The 14,582-nt window shown below is 64.1% G+C and carries 20 protein-coding genes; 9 read left to right on the forward strand and 11 right to left on the reverse strand.

The window, feature by feature from the left end:
- Window positions 1–217: 217 nt before the first annotated feature.
- The 3 genes from C1933_RS09980 (at window position 218) to C1933_RS09990 (ending at window position 3,516) form a co-directional block, all read left to right on the forward strand.
- Complete coding sequence (locus C1933_RS09980; RefSeq protein ID WP_234414701.1) at window positions 218–1,369, forward strand: S1 family peptidase; 1,152 nt, start codon at window positions 218–220, stop codon at window positions 1,367–1,369.
- Between the two features lie 222 nt (window positions 1,370–1,591).
- Entirely contained in the window at window positions 1,592–2,416 is an 825-nt protein-coding gene (locus C1933_RS09985) for an AraC family transcriptional regulator (RefSeq protein WP_108753116.1), read from the forward strand.
- A gap of 17 nt (window positions 2,417–2,433) precedes the next feature.
- Window positions 2,434–3,516, forward strand: coding sequence for an alpha/beta fold hydrolase (locus C1933_RS09990; protein ID WP_325051508.1), 1,083 nt, complete (start codon window positions 2,434–2,436; stop codon window positions 3,514–3,516).
- A gap of 25 nt (window positions 3,517–3,541) precedes the next feature.
- Here the strand turns inward: C1933_RS09990 and C1933_RS09995 are convergent, their stop codons facing one another.
- From C1933_RS09995 to C1933_RS10015, 5 genes are all read right to left on the reverse strand, one after another.
- Complete coding sequence (locus C1933_RS09995; RefSeq protein ID WP_325051509.1) at window positions 3,542–4,309, reverse strand: carboxymuconolactone decarboxylase family protein; 768 nt, start codon at window positions 4,307–4,309, stop codon at window positions 3,542–3,544.
- Window positions 4,287–4,778: a cupin domain-containing protein gene (locus C1933_RS10000; RefSeq protein WP_108753119.1), complete on the reverse strand. Its 492-nt coding sequence runs from the start codon at window positions 4,776–4,778 to the stop codon at window positions 4,287–4,289. The genes C1933_RS09995 and C1933_RS10000 overlap by 23 nt, the downstream gene beginning before the upstream one ends.
- Before the next feature lie 117 nt (window positions 4,779–4,895).
- Window positions 4,896–5,243, reverse strand: a complete 348-nt coding sequence (locus C1933_RS10005; protein ID WP_108753120.1) for a cyclophilin-like fold protein — start codon at window positions 5,241–5,243, stop codon at window positions 4,896–4,898.
- A 131-nt stretch (window positions 5,244–5,374) separates the two neighbouring features.
- Window positions 5,375–6,586, reverse strand: a complete 1,212-nt coding sequence (locus C1933_RS10010) for an MFS transporter (RefSeq protein ID WP_108753121.1) — start codon at window positions 6,584–6,586, stop codon at window positions 5,375–5,377.
- Complete coding sequence (locus C1933_RS10015) at window positions 6,583–7,641, reverse strand: alpha/beta hydrolase (protein WP_108753122.1); 1,059 nt, start codon at window positions 7,639–7,641, stop codon at window positions 6,583–6,585. Before C1933_RS10015 ends, C1933_RS10010 begins: the two co-directional genes overlap by 4 nt.
- A 110-nt stretch (window positions 7,642–7,751) precedes the next feature.
- Here C1933_RS10015 and C1933_RS10020 point away from each other — a divergent pair, with 110 nt between their 5' ends.
- The 4 genes from C1933_RS10020 (at window position 7,752) to C1933_RS10035 (ending at window position 10,250) form a co-directional block, all read left to right on the forward strand.
- Window positions 7,752–8,645 carry a LysR family transcriptional regulator gene (locus tag C1933_RS10020; RefSeq protein ID WP_108753123.1) on the forward strand — a complete coding sequence of 298 codons (894 nt, stop codon included), beginning with the start codon at window positions 7,752–7,754 and terminating at the stop codon, window positions 8,643–8,645.
- Between the two features lie 179 nt (window positions 8,646–8,824).
- Window positions 8,825–9,322 (forward strand): DUF892 family protein, encoded by a 498-nt coding sequence (locus tag C1933_RS10025; protein ID WP_108753124.1) that lies wholly within the window; start codon window positions 8,825–8,827, stop codon window positions 9,320–9,322.
- A 74-nt stretch (window positions 9,323–9,396) separates the two neighbouring features.
- Entirely contained in the window at window positions 9,397–9,687 is a 291-nt protein-coding gene (locus C1933_RS10030; RefSeq protein ID WP_108753125.1) for a hypothetical protein, read from the forward strand.
- Window positions 9,684–10,250 carry an isochorismatase family cysteine hydrolase gene (locus tag C1933_RS10035; protein ID WP_108753126.1) on the forward strand — a complete coding sequence of 189 codons (567 nt, stop codon included), beginning with the start codon at window positions 9,684–9,686 and terminating at the stop codon, window positions 10,248–10,250. Before C1933_RS10030 ends, C1933_RS10035 begins: the two co-directional genes overlap by 4 nt.
- 12 nt (window positions 10,251–10,262) lie before the next feature.
- On the opposite strand, the gene C1933_RS10040 is transcribed toward C1933_RS10035, so the two are convergent.
- The 3 genes from C1933_RS10040 to C1933_RS10050 all read right to left on the reverse strand — a co-directional run bounded on the left by C1933_RS10040 (window position 10,263) and on the right by C1933_RS10050 (window position 11,915).
- Window positions 10,263–10,685, reverse strand: coding sequence for a BLUF domain-containing protein (locus tag C1933_RS10040; protein WP_108753127.1), 423 nt, complete (start codon window positions 10,683–10,685; stop codon window positions 10,263–10,265).
- Window positions 10,686–10,771: 86 nt separating this feature from the next.
- Entirely contained in the window at window positions 10,772–11,551 is a 780-nt protein-coding gene (locus C1933_RS10045) for a DUF72 domain-containing protein (RefSeq protein WP_234414703.1), read from the reverse strand.
- Between the two features lie 13 nt (window positions 11,552–11,564).
- Entirely contained in the window at window positions 11,565–11,915 is a 351-nt protein-coding gene (locus C1933_RS10050) for a hypothetical protein (protein ID WP_108753128.1), read from the reverse strand.
- Between the two features lie 182 nt (window positions 11,916–12,097).
- Here C1933_RS10050 and C1933_RS10055 point away from each other — a divergent pair, with 182 nt between their 5' ends.
- A complete protein-coding gene (locus C1933_RS10055; protein ID WP_108753129.1) occupies window positions 12,098–12,499 on the forward strand; it encodes a response regulator in 402 nt (133 codons plus the stop codon).
- Between the two features lie 19 nt (window positions 12,500–12,518).
- On the forward strand, window positions 12,519–12,704 hold the full coding sequence (locus C1933_RS10060; RefSeq protein ID WP_108753130.1) for a hypothetical protein: 186 nt from the start codon (window positions 12,519–12,521) through the stop codon (window positions 12,702–12,704).
- 19 nt (window positions 12,705–12,723) lie between these two features.
- Here C1933_RS10060 and C1933_RS10065 read toward each other — a convergent pair whose 3' ends face one another.
- From C1933_RS10065 to C1933_RS10075, 3 genes are read right to left on the reverse strand one after another with little or no spacing between them, the layout of a single operon-like run.
- Window positions 12,724–13,005: a hypothetical protein gene (locus tag C1933_RS10065; RefSeq protein ID WP_234414704.1), complete on the reverse strand. Its 282-nt coding sequence runs from the start codon at window positions 13,003–13,005 to the stop codon at window positions 12,724–12,726.
- 34 nt (window positions 13,006–13,039) lie between these two features.
- On the reverse strand, window positions 13,040–13,375 hold the full coding sequence (locus C1933_RS20360; protein ID WP_108753131.1) for a hypothetical protein: 336 nt from the start codon (window positions 13,373–13,375) through the stop codon (window positions 13,040–13,042).
- Window positions 13,372–14,535, reverse strand: coding sequence for a zinc-dependent alcohol dehydrogenase (locus C1933_RS10075; protein ID WP_108753132.1), 1,164 nt, complete (start codon window positions 14,533–14,535; stop codon window positions 13,372–13,374). Before C1933_RS10075 ends, C1933_RS20360 begins: the two co-directional genes overlap by 4 nt.
- Between the last annotated feature and the right edge of the window lie 47 nt (window positions 14,536–14,582).

Raw genomic sequence — 14,582 nt, forward strand, 5'->3', positions numbered from 1 at the left:
TCCGGTCTTGCCACGCATCGATAACCGGTGTACTGGTGGCGCGTGCGATGAGTTCATCGATCGCCGTCAAGAATTCATGCCACATCGATACTCAGTCTTCATTGGAGGAAGTCAGATGAGGAGAAGTGCCATCTGCATGGGAATGCTCGGGCTCATTGTCGCGGGTGGGGTACCCAGCACAACAATCGCTCAGCAAGCAGCGCCTGAAGTCGACAGGATGAAAGATCTCGACGAGGAGACCGCGGTTGCGGTGGCCTCTTTGCTTTCCATGGTCGAATCTTTGTCCGTTGACGAAGCGATCAGGAGAATCCAGATCGAGGTCGCGTTGGCGCCTGAAATCCAGGATATCCGGCGAGAGTTCGCTGGGCGTTTGACGGAGATCAGCATTGAGCAATCGCCAGACTTCCATGTATCGGTAAAGCTGAAAGGAAGCGGCCCAGTGCCGCAGCGGCAATGGGCGACCAGCGCAGGTAGTGCGCGCGTAGAATTTTCAACCGGGCATGCCTTCACCGAAGAGGAATTCTCCAGGCAATTGAAGGGCATTCGACTGCAGGCACAGAAATCCATCCCGGGCTTCATCGGGCTGACCGGCTATGCTGGCGACAACGCCGCTGACGTTCGCATTCGCGGGGGTGCGCAGGATGCGCAAAAGTATCAGGGAATTCTGTTGAAGCTCCAGCGTGCCTTTGGAGTGAAGCTTCGCTTCAAAACCCTCGAGGTTCCAGAAACGAACGCGATATATGCGATCGGCGGAGCTGTGTTGCAAGCCAACAACTCCTACTGCACCACTGGCTTCACGGTGAAGCAGACAAGTACTGGTGCCAAGGGAATCATAACGGCGGGGCACTGTCCGGACGATCTGATCTACGGGAACTACGGAAGCAGGGAGGACGGCACCCTCGTGACCTTCCCTCTAATATTCAAGGAGCAGAAGAACGATGCGCAGGCCGATGTTCAGTGGCATCAAGTGCCCTCCCCGCACACGCCGCTTCTTGAAGCCTACGCATCTTCAACGGTATCCACTCGTTTCATCAGGGCCGTCTACGATGCCCCGGCGGTCCGCGGGACTATCTGCTTCCGTGGTGCGCGCAGTGGATACAGTTGCGGCTTGGTTACATCGGTCAAGCATACGCCTGGCAATATCTGTGGCCCGACCGAATCCCTTCCCTGCGACGAGGTCTGGTTCAAGGTGGAAGGCAGCGAGCTTGCCTGCGGGGGCGGTGACAGTGGGGCTGCAATGTTCTCCGGCAACATTGGTTATGGGATAGTCAAGTCTTCACACTCTGCAACGCCGCTGCCCGGCGAGTGCATTACCTTGACTGGCATGCCCTTCAGTCGAGTAAGAGCTTGGGGATTCCAGCCAAACTAGCTGTGCGGGTGTGGCCGCTTGAGCAGGCCAGATGACAGGCTATCGGGGGTTCAGTCGAGCAAGCTCGACTCTACTGTTGCGCGAACGTGGCATTCGGGGCACGAGCGGGTATTCATGAGCAAGCGGTTGGCCTGAGCATCCGCAGCCACAGCAAGATTCCGCAAACGCCCTGCCCCGCCCTGCGCTAGGCTTCCACCCAGTCACCGGCACGGAACAGGCGCCATGGGAGCGGCACGCAAGGCCTTGTGGTACATCGAAAGCCACTTTGCCGAGAACCCCTCGCTGGCCCAGATCGCCGAGGCGGTCGACCTCTCGCCGTTCCACCTGTCTCGACTGTTCCAGGTCAGCACCGGCACGTCGATGGCACGCTACCTGCGCGCGCGTCGGCTGACCGAAGCGGCGCGCACCCTGGCTGCGGATGATGCGCCGATCCTGGATGTCGCCCTGGCCGCTGGCTATGCCTCGCATGCGGCCTTTACCAACGCCTTTACCGAACAGTTCAAGCTGCCGCCGGAACAGGTCCGCCGAAAGGGTCTGCACGGCCTGGCGCTGGTGGATGCGCTCAAGCTCGATGCCCCGCCCCTGCCCTGCGCGGTGGAGCCGGTACGTCGCTGGCAGGGCCCGTTGCGGGTGGCCGGCATCTGCGCCCGCCATACCGCCGCGACTGTGGCGTCCATTCCCTCGCAATGGCAGCAGTTGGCGCTGACCCGCGAACTGGGCAAGGACATCGCCTTCGGGGTCTGCTGCAACCGTGATGGCGAGGGTGCCTTCGATTACATCGCCGGCATGGAGATCGGCGCGACCGCCGCGCTGCCTTCGCCATGGCAGGCCGTTTCCATTCCGGGCCGGGACTACCTGGTGGCGTGGCATGCGGGCCACATCTCGACCATCCGCTCCACCTGGTACTGGCTGCTGAACGACTACCTGCCCCGATCCGGCCTGAACCTGGCCGACGCCCCCGACTTCGAACGCTACGACGCCCGCTTCGACGACCGCACCGGCAACGGCGGCGTAGAAATCTGGCTGCCGCTGTCCGACCCGACATGAATCAAGGAGCTTCTTCCGTGCGAGCCCTGCCCTACGCCTGCTTCCTGCTGTCCTGCGTGTTCGCCCCGCTGGCATGGGCAGCCGCGCCCTCTTCCGTAGTGGGCGAAACCCATGGCGTGGCGCACACCCCCAGCGCCGCGGTGCGCGATGCCAGACACCGCGACGCCGTGCGGTACACGGTGTGGTATCCGGCGCGACCCGGTGTGGAAGAGCAGCCGCTGGCGATCGGGCCGCCGGGCGAGCCTCTGTTCGTGGCAGGCGCTTCTGCGGTTGATGCCCCCGCTGCGCCGGGCCGCTGGCCGGTGCTGCTGCTGTCGCACGGCAATGGCGGCAGTGCCCGCATGATGGGCTGGTTCGGCACGGCCATGGCGCGCTCGGGCTACGTGGTGGTTGCGGTTGACCACCCCGGCAACAACGGTGTGGACGCGATGACCGAGGCCGGCAGCATCCTGATGTGGAACCGGGCCGATGACCTTGCCGCGGCCTGGGCGGCGGTGCAGGCCGACCCCGTGCTTGCGCCGCATCTGGATGCCGGGCGGCTGGGTCTGGTGGGCTATTCTGCCGGCGGGTTCACCGCGCTGGTGGCGGCCAGCGCACGGCCAGACATGTCCAGGCTGGCCGCGTTCTGCAAGGCATCGCCGAAGGATGGGGTCTGCCTGCCGCAGGCGGAGAACCCTGGGTTGACCTTTGAGCGGCGGATGGCGGCGGCCGCTACGCCGGAGTTGGCGCCTTGGGTGGGCAAGTCGGCAGAGGACCGCTGCATTCCCAACGTTCGGGCGGTATTCCTGATGGCGCCGGCAATCGTGCAGGCGTTCGACCCGGCTGAGCTCGCACAGTTGAAGGCGCCGATATCGGTGGTGGTGGGTGAGGCTGATGCGATTGCCTCGGCGGCCACCAACAGTAAGGTAATTGCCGAGGCGAATGGCAACGCGCGAGTTGAGATGTTGCCCTTGGTCGGTCACTACGACTTCCTGGCGGAGTGCACGGAGCTGGGGCGTAAGGTCGTAGGAACGTTGTGCGAGGTGGAGGCCGATAAGGCGGAAACGCATCAGACGGCGATTCGACAGGCTCGGGCGCTGTTTGAGGGTGCGCTTCGGTAGGTGGTGCAGTCGAGCAAGCTCGACTCTACGGATTGGCGGCGGCGCGAACGCGTTCGGCCGCCTCCCGGCTGACGCGGCCTTCAAGGACGTCGGCCAGCTTGGACAGCTGCTCACGCCGCAGGCCAATGTTCATGCTGATGCCAATGTGGGACTTCAATTGGGGCTCGACCCCGGACATGGCGGCCAGCATGCTGACGGTAGCCAGCTCGCGGCTCTGCCAGTCCAGATTGTCGCGCTCGAAGATGTCGCCGAACAGGTGGGTACGCAGGTACTGATTTGCCTGCGGCGCAAAGTCGAACAGCGGCCCCGAGACCGGCCCGCCGGCCAACGTGGTCTGGTTTGCCGTGCCTGCAGCGAGCAAGGCGTCGCCCGTGGGAATGGGCTTGCGCGGCTCGCAGCCGGGGTCATCCTGGATACCCTGCTGCTTGCGGGCATCGGCCACCTTCATCAGCTCGCCCAACGCGTTCAAGCTGCGCGGAAACCCGGCATACGCGTAGACCTGCAGCAGGATCTCGCGCGTTTCAGCCACGCTGAGGCCGGCGTCCAGGCCCTGGTTCAACGCCTGCCGAAGGCCATCCATGTTGCCCGCCGCCGCAAAGGCGCTGATCGGAATGATGGCTTGCTGGCGCGCGTCCAGTTCGGTTGGGGAAGCGTGGTTTGCGTTGCTGTTCATGGCTGCTCCTTCATGTGCGAACGCCATCTGGCCGGGGGCGGCAGCAAGCATCGCCGCCCCCAGCAGACTGGCGATATGGCGGACCCGCGATGTGGGGTCAGTTGGCTTCGTACTGGGCATCGGTCACCTTCTCCATCCAGGTTACGTTCTGGCCATCGCGCACGCCGGTCACCGCAAGGTGGGTCATGGCGGTACCGGGGGCGGCGCCATGCCAGTGCTTCACTCCCGGCGGGCACCACACCACATCGCCGGGACGAACGATCTGGACGGGCTTTCCCCACTCCTGCACACGCCCGACGCCCGAGGTGATCAGCAGGCGCTGGCCGGCGGGATGGGTGTGCCACGCCGAGCGAGCCCCCGGCTCGAACGTCACCAGCCCGCCCGAGGCAGTGATGCCGGCGTCGGCAGGCCAGACCGGGTCGATGCGAACGTTGCCGGTGAAGTACTCCGACGGGCCCTGCGTGGAAGGTTGATCCCCGGCGGCCGTGATCTGCTGTTCGGGCGCTGCGGCTCCGGCCGCGTGTGGAAGGCCGAGCAAGGCCCCTAATGAGAGGACCAGGATGCCTCGCACTGATGTTCGCAACAGCATCTCAGCTCCCTCCTACGGTGTGAGCCGGTTCCAGCCCTTTGACGGATGCTTGGGTGCCCGCGTGATTGATATCCATGGGATTCACCTCGCTGTGGTGGATAGGAGTGCAGCCAACTGCTAGAAAGCCTCAATGCGGGCCTTCACCGGCCCCGCAGCACGAAGGATCTGCAGCCCGCCGTCGATGCGGCCCAGCCGTATAAGTCCCTTTGAATAGCCGAAGGGCTTGTGAAAGATCGCCAGGTTTCCCCATGGCGCGTAGAAGGCGATATCGCCTGCCATTGGCGTGATGCCCTCCGGCTCGCCGCTCACGCTGAGACGGCGCGGAAGCTGTGCAATCCTTTCGGTCGCCGCGTAGTCCTCAAGCTGCAGCGTCAGCGGTAGCTGGGCGATGAACTCGCGTGCGGGGATGCTGTCTTCCAGGGTGGCGGTGAGCACCTGATCGCTGATGATGATTCTGATTTTCATTGAGCGAGACTCCGGGTTGGGCCCAACTTCCCTGGCGGCGGCGTGATTACTCGGCTCGGCAGCGCATGCCGCGGCCGATCCGAATAGAGGCAGGAGGCAAAGCAGCTTCGCCGTAGTCGATATGAATCGCCTCATGAACCCTGCGCGCCCATGGCAACTGCCGGCCCAGACGTGGATGCGGCATCGCAGGCGGTGACATAAGCCAGCAGCGCGGCAAACAACAACAGGCCGGCACTGGCCAAGAACGTGCTGGCAAAGCCGAAGCCATCGAACAGCAGTCCACCGACGGTGGCGCCCAGCGCAATGGAGCACTGCACGACCGCGACCATGAGGCCGCCGCCGGCCTCCGCGTTGTCGGTGAAGGTGCGGGCCAGCCAGCTCCACCAGCCCACCGGCGCGGCCGTGGCCAGCAGCCCCCATGCCGAGAGCAGTGCAGCCGTCGGCCAAAGCCGGGGCCCCAGCACAACCAACGCCAACGCAATCAGCGCCATCACGGCCGGAATGCTCACCAGCGTGCGGTACAGACCGCGCTTGAGGAATGCCCCGATGGCAAACGTGCCCAGCAAGCCACTTGCACCGATCGCCAAGAGCACCAGCGGAACGGCGCTGTCTGCTGCGTGTGTCACACGCTCCAGGAACGGCCGCACGTAGGTAAACAAGGCAAACTGCCCCATGAAGAAGGCCCCGCAGGCAATCATGCCAAGGGCCACCACGCGCCTGCGCAGCAGTGCAAATACCCCGCCCTGGGCATGCTGCCGTTCTGCGGCCATGGATGGCAGGCCTGCCCATTGCCACGCAAAGGCCACCGCAGCGACCGGCACCAGGCACAGGAATGCACCGCGCCACCCGATCACACCGCCCAGGTAGCTGCCCAATGGCGCTGCAACCACGGTCGCAAGCGCATTGCCGCTGTTGAATATCGCCAGTGCGCGCGGAACCTTTGCCGCGGGCACCAGGCGCATGGCCGTCGCGGCAGACAAGGACCAGAAACCGCCGATCACCACGCCAATCAACGCACGGCCCGTCATGTAGACCGGATAGTTCGGGGCCAACGCCACGACCATACCCGATACCGCCATCAACGCGGTGAGGGACAGCAGCAGCGTTCGCCGGTTGATGGTGCCCGCCAACCGGGAAATCGACAGGCTGGTGAGCACTGCAAATGCGCCCGAGATGGCAATCCCGTAGCCGGCAAGGCCCTCGCTGACGCCCAGGTCTGCCGCCAACGGGGTAAGCAGGCTCACCGGCATGAATTCAGAGGCGATCAACGCGAAGACACACAGCGTCATCGCGAAGACCCCGCCCCAGTGGGCGCGACCGGCGGTGGTATCGGCGTGGCTCATTGCGTGACAAGACCGCGCTGGAAGAAGGTCGTCAGTTTCTCGAAGGGAATAAGGTTCGTGCGGTCGTACAGATCCACGTGACCGGCACCCTTCACCCAGTAGAGCTCCTTCGGCTGACCGGCCTTGCGGTACGCATCCTCGCTGAATTCACGGGAATGCGCGGTGTCGCCAGAGATGAACAGCATCGGCCGGGGCGAGATGGTCTCGATGTCGTTGAACGGATAGAAGTTCATGAATTTGACCAGGCTGCTGAAAAGCGGCTGGGTGGTCAGGTTCGCCGTGTCGCCCTTCGGCGTGTAGGCGCCGCGCGGGGTGCGGTAGTAGTCGAAGAACTCGCGCTGGATGGCAGGCGTGTCAGCATCGAGTTTGTTCACCGTGCCCGGCACGTACACTGCGGCCCCGCCCTTGAATTCAACCAGGCGCTGGTCGGTTGCGGACTGGATGACTGCCTTGCGCTGTTCCAGCGATTGCCCGTTGTTCAGCCCCTGCCGTGCGGCGGCCCCCATGTCGTACATGCTGACCGTGGCAATGGCCTTGATGCGCGGGTCGATCTTGGCGGCACTGATCACGAAACTGCCGCTGCCGCAGATGCCCAGCCCGCCGATCCGATCCGGGTCCACGAACGTCTGCGTGCTCAGGAAGTCCACGGCCGCACTGATGTCGTCCGAATAGATTTCCGGCGCCACCAGGTGCCGCGGCGTGCCGGCACTTTCGCCCCAGAAGGAAAGATCGATCGCCAGCGTCACGAAGCCCTGCTCGGCCAGCTTCTGCGCGTACAGCTGCGAGCTCTGCTCTTTCACCGCGCCCATGGGGTGCCCCACCACCACGGCGGGAGCGCGACTGCCTTCAGGCAGGCCCTGCGGCCGGTAGAGCGTTCCCACCACTTCCATCTGGTATTGGTTCTGGAAGGTGACCCGCTCCCCCCTGACCGTGGGGCTGCGGTAAAAGTTGTCAGCCCCTTGCGGACGGGAGGCCGTCGGCGCATCGGCGGCCATGGCCGAAGCCGGAAGGGAGAGGCTGGCAAGCAGCGCCAGCAGCAGCGTGGTGCGTTTCATGGGCGTATGGCCTCGATCGGGATCTCAGGTCGCCACGATAGGCCGCACCCCGTACGCCGATAAGCCGGCTGAAAGTTGATGCATTGCTGAGTTGAGCTCACAATTGGCCCATGAGCACCGTGAAGACCAACGATCTGCAGGCGTTCCTGGTCGTGGCGCAGGAGCAGAGTTTCACCAAGGCGGCCGTTCGCCTTGGGGTCACGCCCTCGGCGCTGAGCCATTCCATGCGGCTGCTGGAAGAGCGCCTGGGCATCCGCTTGCTGGCGCGGACCACGCGAAACGTGTCCCCCACCGAAGCCGGCGAGCGCCTGATGCGCTCCATTGCGCCGCACTTCGAGGCCATCGGCGCCAGCGTGGAAGCGCTGGGCGATCTGCGCGACCGCCCGGCCGGAACGCTGCGGATCTCCTGTACGGATGATTCCATGGAGACCGTCATCCGACCGCGGCTTGCCGGGTTCCTTGCCGAGTACCCGGACATCACGCTTGAGTTCTACGTCGATTACGGTTTCACCAATGTGGTGGAGCAGCGCTTCGATGCCGGCATCCGGCTGGGTGAGGCGCTCAGCAAGGACATGATCGCTGTCAGGGTCGGGCCGGATTGGCGTCTGGTGGTGGTCGGGTCGCCCGACTACTTCAGCAAACATCCCAAGCCCCGCAAACCTGCCGACATCACCCGGCACCGCTGTGTGCACATCCGGCATCGGCCCAACGGGGCCATCTATGCCTGGGAGCTCGAGGAGAAAGGCAAGGAGTTCACCGTGCGCGGCGACGGACCCCTGGTCTTCAACAGCATGATCCACGTCATCAACGCCGCACTGGACGGGCTGGGCCTGGCGTACGCACCAGAGCCGATGGTGGCCGAGCACATCGCGGAGGGAAGGCTGGTGGCGGTGCTGGATAAATGGTGCGTTCCCTTCCCCGGTTACCACCTGTACTACCCCAACCGCCGGCAGCCCTCGCCTGCGTTTGCGGCGCTGGTGGCGTGGCTTAAGCAGGATCAGTAGAAGCAGTACAGAGGTTCAGCGCGCACGCACGGGGAGTCGGCGTGAGACGATCCGCTGCATTTGCTAATGCCATGCGATGACGAAGCGGCGTGGCCGGAATGGGGCCTTCACCTTGTCTTTGAACAGGTTTGTCTGCCGCCCTTCTAGGCTGGCCGCTCCCTCAACGCTGGAGCGCACCGATGGCGATCAAGACCGCAGAAGACCTGTTCATCCACGAACTTTCTGATATCTACAGCGCCGAGAAGCAGCTGACCAAGGCACTGCCTCGCTTGGCGCGTGCGGCCGAGAACCCCGACCTGGCCGCGGCCTTCGAAACGCATCTGGAGGAAACCCAAGGCCAGATCGAGCGCATCGATCAGGTAGTGGACGTGCTGGGTATCCGCCTGAAGCGCATCAAGTGCGCGGCCATGGAAGGTCTGGTGGAAGAAGGCAAGGAAGTGATCGATGCCATCGACAAGGGGCCAGTGCGCGATGCTGCGCTGATTGGCGGCGCGCAGAAGGTCGAGCATTACGAAATTGCGTCCTACGGCACGATCGCCGCCTTGGCCAAGCAGCTGGGTTACAAGCAGGCCCTGCCGCTGCTGCTGGAAACGCTGGAAGAAGAAAAGGCCACCGACGAAAAGCTGACCCTGCTCGCCAAGGGGGGCGGCAACGCCAAGGCAGCGCAGGCGGCCTGAGCACGCGACATTCGTTACACGGCGCCGCCGGTGAAGGCGGCGCCTGACCCACGGTATGCCCCAGGGAGATCTGCATGCATCCGGATGTACTGGGCTGGGCGGCGACCGCGGTGCTGATGGCTACGCTGATCCGCCAGATGGTGAAGCAGTGGCAATCACCCCACCCGGAAACGGTCTCGAAGTGGCTGTTCCTCGGCCAGATTACTGCTTCGATGCTCTTCACGATTTACAGTGCCCTGCTGGGCGCTACCGTTTTCGTGGTAACCAACGTGCTGCTGTTGATCACGGCGATCGTTGGCCAGGTCATGGCGTGGCGCCGGCAGCAACGACGTGGAAACCTACCCCGCAATGAGGTGGCGCCATGAGCTCACGCAGCGCGCTGATCATCATCGATCTGTTCAGCCTGTTCGACTTCCCGCAAGGGCGGCGGATGGCGCCGCTGGCCGTGCAGGCCGCCGAGAAGGCGTCTTCCCTGCGCACTGCGTTTGACCAGCGCGGCCTGCCAGTGATCCATGCGAACGATAATTTCGGTGATTGGAAGCGTGATTTTCCCGGCCTTGTGGCGGCCTGCCGCAAGCAAGGCGGCGCGGCCGCGCAGATTGCCTCGACCCTTTCCCCGGAGCCGTCCCATTACTTCATTCTGAAGCCCAAGCATTCTGCGTTCCTGGCAACACCGCTGCCGGTGTTGCTGGCCAAGCTCCAGGTTCGCCGCGTGGTGCTGGCCGGAATGGCGCTGGATTCCTGTGTGCTCGCCACAGCGCTGGACGCCAATTCCCGCGAGTACCAAACCGTCATTGCGTGGGAGGCGACGGCCGCCCTGCCCGGCCGGCGGCAGCCTGCGCTGCAGCTGCTGCAGCGCTCGGATGCGGCAAAGGTATTGGACAACCGGGAGGTGATCGCCCTGCTGGACAACACCGAAGGTGAATAGCGCCCCCAGTGGTCAGGCCAAGTGCGGCTCGGCCACGGCGGCCAGATAGTCCATGGCCGCCCATGGGCCTCCCTCCCGCCCTGCCCGCTTCACGAAGCCGCGCCAGTCGGCATGGGCGGCTTGGCTCAGCTCGCGGTGGCCCGTGGGCAGCAATCGCATCGACCAGTAGGGGAACATGCGCCGGCCCACGGGGCCGTGTGCCAGCTCGACGATTTCGCGGTGGCTGCTGGACGCCAGTATTCGGCCGTAGGCGATCTTCAGGGCGTCTTCGGGGCCCTCTATGTACTGCAGGAAGCGCTGCCCATCGAACAGCAGCACGCCGGTGATACCCGCGTCGCGGTTGAATCGGGCTGCGTCTTCCATCAGGTGGGTGAGGCGGTCAGGATCGAGGTCCGGTAGTGCCTCGCTGGCATAGGCGATAGCGCGGTTTACCATGGTGCGCGAAGTGGATTTAGCCTGACAGAGGAATGTACGGATCGCACGTCAACGCGCAGTCTTCGACCCGCCATTGCGTTGTGAATTCAGTCTGGACGCCGGTTTACCCGGTCCGTGTGCTGCAGAAGCGCCTGCAGTCGCAGCGCGTTGCCAACCGCATGGCCATGGGCGGTGTTGTCCAGGATGATCCAAGCCGGCCCGACCTTCGCGGATTCCCTGCAGCGGCCTGCCAAGGCCTTCAGATCTGCCTCTTCATAGGCGCTGCAGTACATGCGCGGGCGGCCATGCCAGCGCCAGTAGCTCCAGTCTCGTGTGCCGCCGGGCTCGCCAGCGAGCGGGTACCGCGCCGGGTCGGCAGCCACGCGGGCAACACCCTGACCGGCCAGCATTGCATCGGCCTGGGCAGTAAACCAGCTTGCATGGCGAGGTTCGCAGGCGATGGCCGCGTGTGTACGGCGGCGCAGGGCGCGCAAGAACGCCGACGCCACGCGCCCGTCGTAGGCCGCGCTGGGCGGAAGCTGCAGCAGCAGCACCCCAAGCCGCTCGCCGAGACGTTCAGCGCCGTACAGAAACGCATCCAGTAAGGGGGCTGTGCCAACCAACGCATGCTCGTGGCTGATGGCGCGGGGTATCTTTACGCAGAAACGGAAGTCGGCCGGCACGCTCTGCGCCCAGCGCGCATAGGTCTCTGGCTTGTGTTGCCGATAGAAGGATGAGTTCACTTCCACCATTGAGAACTGGGTGGAATAGCGCTGGAGAGCGCTGCCGCCGGGTCCAAACTCGGCCGCGTGCGCAGATGGCAACGACCAGCCCGCGCAGCCGACGCGCATGGTGCCCGCCGCGTCCGCCATCTCGCCCTCGCTCATGCTGCCGCCCGGGTCAAGGGCTGACCGCAGACCACGCGGGCGAACAGGACGGCGTGGGCGCCGATGCGCCGGAAGTGTCCGGTGCAGGGCTTCGCTCACTGGCCGCAGCCAAGGCGTGGTGGATGCGATTCGCATAGCCGCGCAGCGTTGGGTCGACCCCGATGATGTAGACGAACCGGCCATCGCAGCGCGGGCGTACCGACTCCAGGCCATCGGTGGACGCCAACACCCGCTTCAGTGCTTTCGCCCAGGCCTTGCCCGGCGCGCAGTCCAGTTCCACCACGACGGCCCGTTCGCCGCAGTCCAGCGGCATGGTTTCCAGCCGCAGCACCTTGGGCTGGTTGGCGTTTTCCCGTTGATTCATGGGTAATGTATCCCGCAATGGCGACGGCGGAAGTATCCACCGTCCGCGCCAACGACGCGTCAATGCAGTGCATTGGCGAAGTGCACGCGCGTTTTTCGCACCGCGCACACGGCGAAACGTCATCATTTTGATGGTTTGAAGTACACAGTGGGGTCAACGCAGAACGCGAGTACGTGACCCACATGCAAGACCTGGAACGCGGTACGAACAGTGGGTGCAACCTGCTGTTGGTGGAAGATGAATTCGACCTGGCAGAACTGGTCGAGCAGGCACTGGTCGACCAAGGCAACGAAGTCACCCACGCCTACAGTGTGTTTGAAGCAATAAGTCTTCTGAAAGATGGGCAATTCGACGCCGCCATCCTCGATATCGAGTTGCGTGACGGCGTGGTGTTCCCGGTGGCCGATCGACTGGCTGACCTGGGCGTGCCGTATTTGTTTGCTTCCGCGGTGTACGAGCAGGTAGTGCCGGCCCGACACCAGCGGGCGCGCTTTGTAGCCAAGCCGTTCCATATTCCCCAGTTGCAGGAAGCGGTGAATGCCACGATCCAGAGGGGTCGGCTGGGAACCCAACCCAACGGATGATCATTTTCGGGAGAAGACCATGAGCAAGTTGCCTTTCAACCCCACCGGCGATGCCAGCGATGAGGACAAGGCCCATACGCCGGACAAGGTGCGTACCGACCGCAGCTGGAAAAAGGGAAAGGACATGCCCGAACAGGAAGAGACCGCTCACCCGGAGGATTACGAGCGCCCGCCAGCAGATCCCACCGGCAACAAGCGCGGGTGAGAGCTGCCGGCCTGCAGCATCATGCCGCCGGTGGCGAGGCCAGGTGTTGTGATACCAGGAGACTCAGGCGATGGACGCCGCCGCTGCGGTTCAGACCAGACCAATCGCCTGTGGAGACGATGCGGATATCGGTAGGCTGGGCAGGAAGCCAGCGCATGGACCAGTACGGGAAGAACCGGGTAGCGGCACGAGTGAGGTCATCCACGTTGTCAATGGACAGGCCTGGCACCGCCTCACTTGCGTAGGCGATGGCGCGTAGGGGCACGATAATCTCCAGCGTACGCAGCAGAATGCTGGACATCACTATCCCACACCGACAGTAATATGGCGTGAGGCTAATAGGTTCTACTGAACCATTCCGCGTAAGGACTGTTCCTAACCAAGTAGCGGTTATAGTCCTTTTCCCCGTCTGTCCACCATACCGGGTCCCGCTCACCCAGCCCACGCTTGGCAACGTCCACAGCTCGGCGCGCGGTCTGCAACGCCTCCCGGTCACCTGCGCGCATGGCCGCTTGTACCGCTCGTCGACCGCTCATCAGCCGCGCCACCCACTGCGCACGCGCGGCTGCGGGCAAGTGGGGGTTACTGGCGCGCCATAGACGGCCGCGCACCACAATGTACCGCCCGTCCGGTGTCTCCATTGGTACCTTCGTGCCTTTCCCGTCGCTCATGGGGTCAGCACGATCTTCCGGCAATCATCGTCCTTGGCGTCGAACATCGCATAGCCCTGGGCGGCTTCGGCCAGTGTCATGCGGTGCGAGATGATTTCCCCGGGGTCCAGCTTTCCTTCCAGAATGGCCGTCAGCAGCTCGGGCATCAGCCCCTGCACGTGGGTCTGCCCCATCTTGAAGGTCAGGCCCTTGTCGAACGCGTCGCCCAGCAGAAAACCATGGATGAAACCGGCATACACGCCGGGGATGCTGACAACGCCCCCGCGTCGCGCTGCGGCAATGCACTGGCGGATCGCCACGCCACTGCTGCCTTCCAGCTTTACCGCGGTCAGCGCACTTTCCACGGCGCTGCCTTCAGCCTCGAAGCCGACCGCTTCGATACAGGCATCCACGCCCCGCCCGCTGGTCTGGCTGACGATGTAGTCCGCCGGATCGTCCACTTCGCTGAAATTGATGGGCGTCACGCCGTACGTGCGCTGGGCGAAGTCGAGGCGGTAAGGCAGATGATCGACCATGAAAATCGATTCGGCGCCCAGCAACCGAGAGCACGCCGCGCTCATCAGGCCCACGGGACCAGCACCGAAGATGGCCACGGTCGAGCCGGGCTTGATGCCAGCGTTCAACGCCGCCTGGTAGCCGGTAGGCAGGATGTCGGACAGGAACAGTACCTGCTCATCGGCCACCCCTTCGGGAATGCGCAACGGGCCCACGTTGGCCTTCGGCACGCGCACATACTCGGCCTGCCCGCCAGCAACCCCGCCGTACAGATGGCTGTAACCGAACAGCGCGGCGGGCGGCATCAGGCCTTTGCCGTTGAGCGCAGCGCCTTTGCCCGGGTTGGTCGTTTCACAGGCCGCATATTCGGCCAGCCGGCAATGGAAACACTCCCCGCAGGCAATCACAAAGGGGATGACCACCCGATCGCCGGGCTGTACCTGGGTCACGCCACGACCCACTTCCTCCACCACGCCCATGAATTCGTGGCCCAGCACGTCGCCGGTATGAAGGTCAGGGATCTTTCCACGGTACAGGTGCAGATCGGAACCGCAGATGGCCGTGGCGGTCACACGCAGGATCAGATCGTCGTCGGCCGCCAGTACCGGGTCGGGCACGGTTTCCACCCGAACATCCTTGCGGCCGTGATAGGTCAATGCCTGCATGATCCATCTCCACGCGGTAGGTGTCTGGCAGCGTCGCACGTTCACGC

This window comes from Stenotrophomonas sp. ZAC14D2_NAIMI4_6 (genome assembly GCF_003086875.1).
Classification (GTDB): Bacteria; Pseudomonadota; Gammaproteobacteria; order Xanthomonadales; family Xanthomonadaceae; genus Stenotrophomonas.

Coding starts and splice junctions, on each gene's coding strand:
- C1933_RS10040 (WP_108753127.1), bottom strand. CDS start 10,685: ATGGTAAACCGCGCTATCGCCTATGCCAGCGAGGCACTACCGGACCTC.
- C1933_RS09995 (WP_325051509.1), bottom strand. CDS start 4,309: ATGCCCAGTACGAAGCCAACTGACCCCACATCGCGGGTCCGCCATATC.
- C1933_RS10025 (WP_108753124.1), top strand. CDS start 8,825: ATGGCGATCAAGACCGCAGAAGACCTGTTCATCCACGAACTTTCTGAT.
- C1933_RS10005 (WP_108753120.1), bottom strand. CDS start 5,243: ATGAAAATCAGAATCATCATCAGCGATCAGGTGCTCACCGCCACCCTG.
- C1933_RS10050 (WP_108753128.1), bottom strand. CDS start 11,915: ATGAATCAACGGGAAAACGCCAACCAGCCCAAGGTGCTGCGGCTGGAA.
- C1933_RS10035 (WP_108753126.1), top strand. CDS start 9,684: ATGAGCTCACGCAGCGCGCTGATCATCATCGATCTGTTCAGCCTGTTC.
- C1933_RS10060 (WP_108753130.1), top strand. CDS start 12,519: ATGAGCAAGTTGCCTTTCAACCCCACCGGCGATGCCAGCGATGAGGAC.
- C1933_RS09980 (WP_234414701.1), top strand. CDS start 218: ATGAAAGATCTCGACGAGGAGACCGCGGTTGCGGTGGCCTCTTTGCTT.
- C1933_RS10020 (WP_108753123.1), top strand. CDS start 7,752: ATGAGCACCGTGAAGACCAACGATCTGCAGGCGTTCCTGGTCGTGGCG.
- C1933_RS10030 (WP_108753125.1), top strand. CDS start 9,397: ATGCATCCGGATGTACTGGGCTGGGCGGCGACCGCGGTGCTGATGGCT.
- C1933_RS10045 (WP_234414703.1), bottom strand. CDS start 11,551: ATGAGCGAGGGCGAGATGGCGGACGCGGCGGGCACCATGCGCGTCGGC.
- C1933_RS10055 (WP_108753129.1), top strand. CDS start 12,098: ATGCAAGACCTGGAACGCGGTACGAACAGTGGGTGCAACCTGCTGTTG.
- C1933_RS10000 (WP_108753119.1), bottom strand. CDS start 4,778: ATGCTGTTGCGAACATCAGTGCGAGGCATCCTGGTCCTCTCATTAGGG.
- C1933_RS10065 (WP_234414704.1), bottom strand. CDS start 13,005: ATGTCCAGCATTCTGCTGCGTACGCTGGAGATTATCGTGCCCCTACGC.
- C1933_RS10015 (WP_108753122.1), bottom strand. CDS start 7,641: ATGAAACGCACCACGCTGCTGCTGGCGCTGCTTGCCAGCCTCTCCCTT.
- C1933_RS10075 (WP_108753132.1), bottom strand. CDS start 14,535: ATGCAGGCATTGACCTATCACGGCCGCAAGGATGTTCGGGTGGAAACC.
- C1933_RS09985 (WP_108753116.1), top strand. CDS start 1,592: ATGGGAGCGGCACGCAAGGCCTTGTGGTACATCGAAAGCCACTTTGCC.
- C1933_RS20360 (WP_108753131.1), bottom strand. CDS start 13,375: ATGAGCGACGGGAAAGGCACGAAGGTACCAATGGAGACACCGGACGGG.
- C1933_RS10010 (WP_108753121.1), bottom strand. CDS start 6,586: ATGAGCCACGCCGATACCACCGCCGGTCGCGCCCACTGGGGCGGGGTC.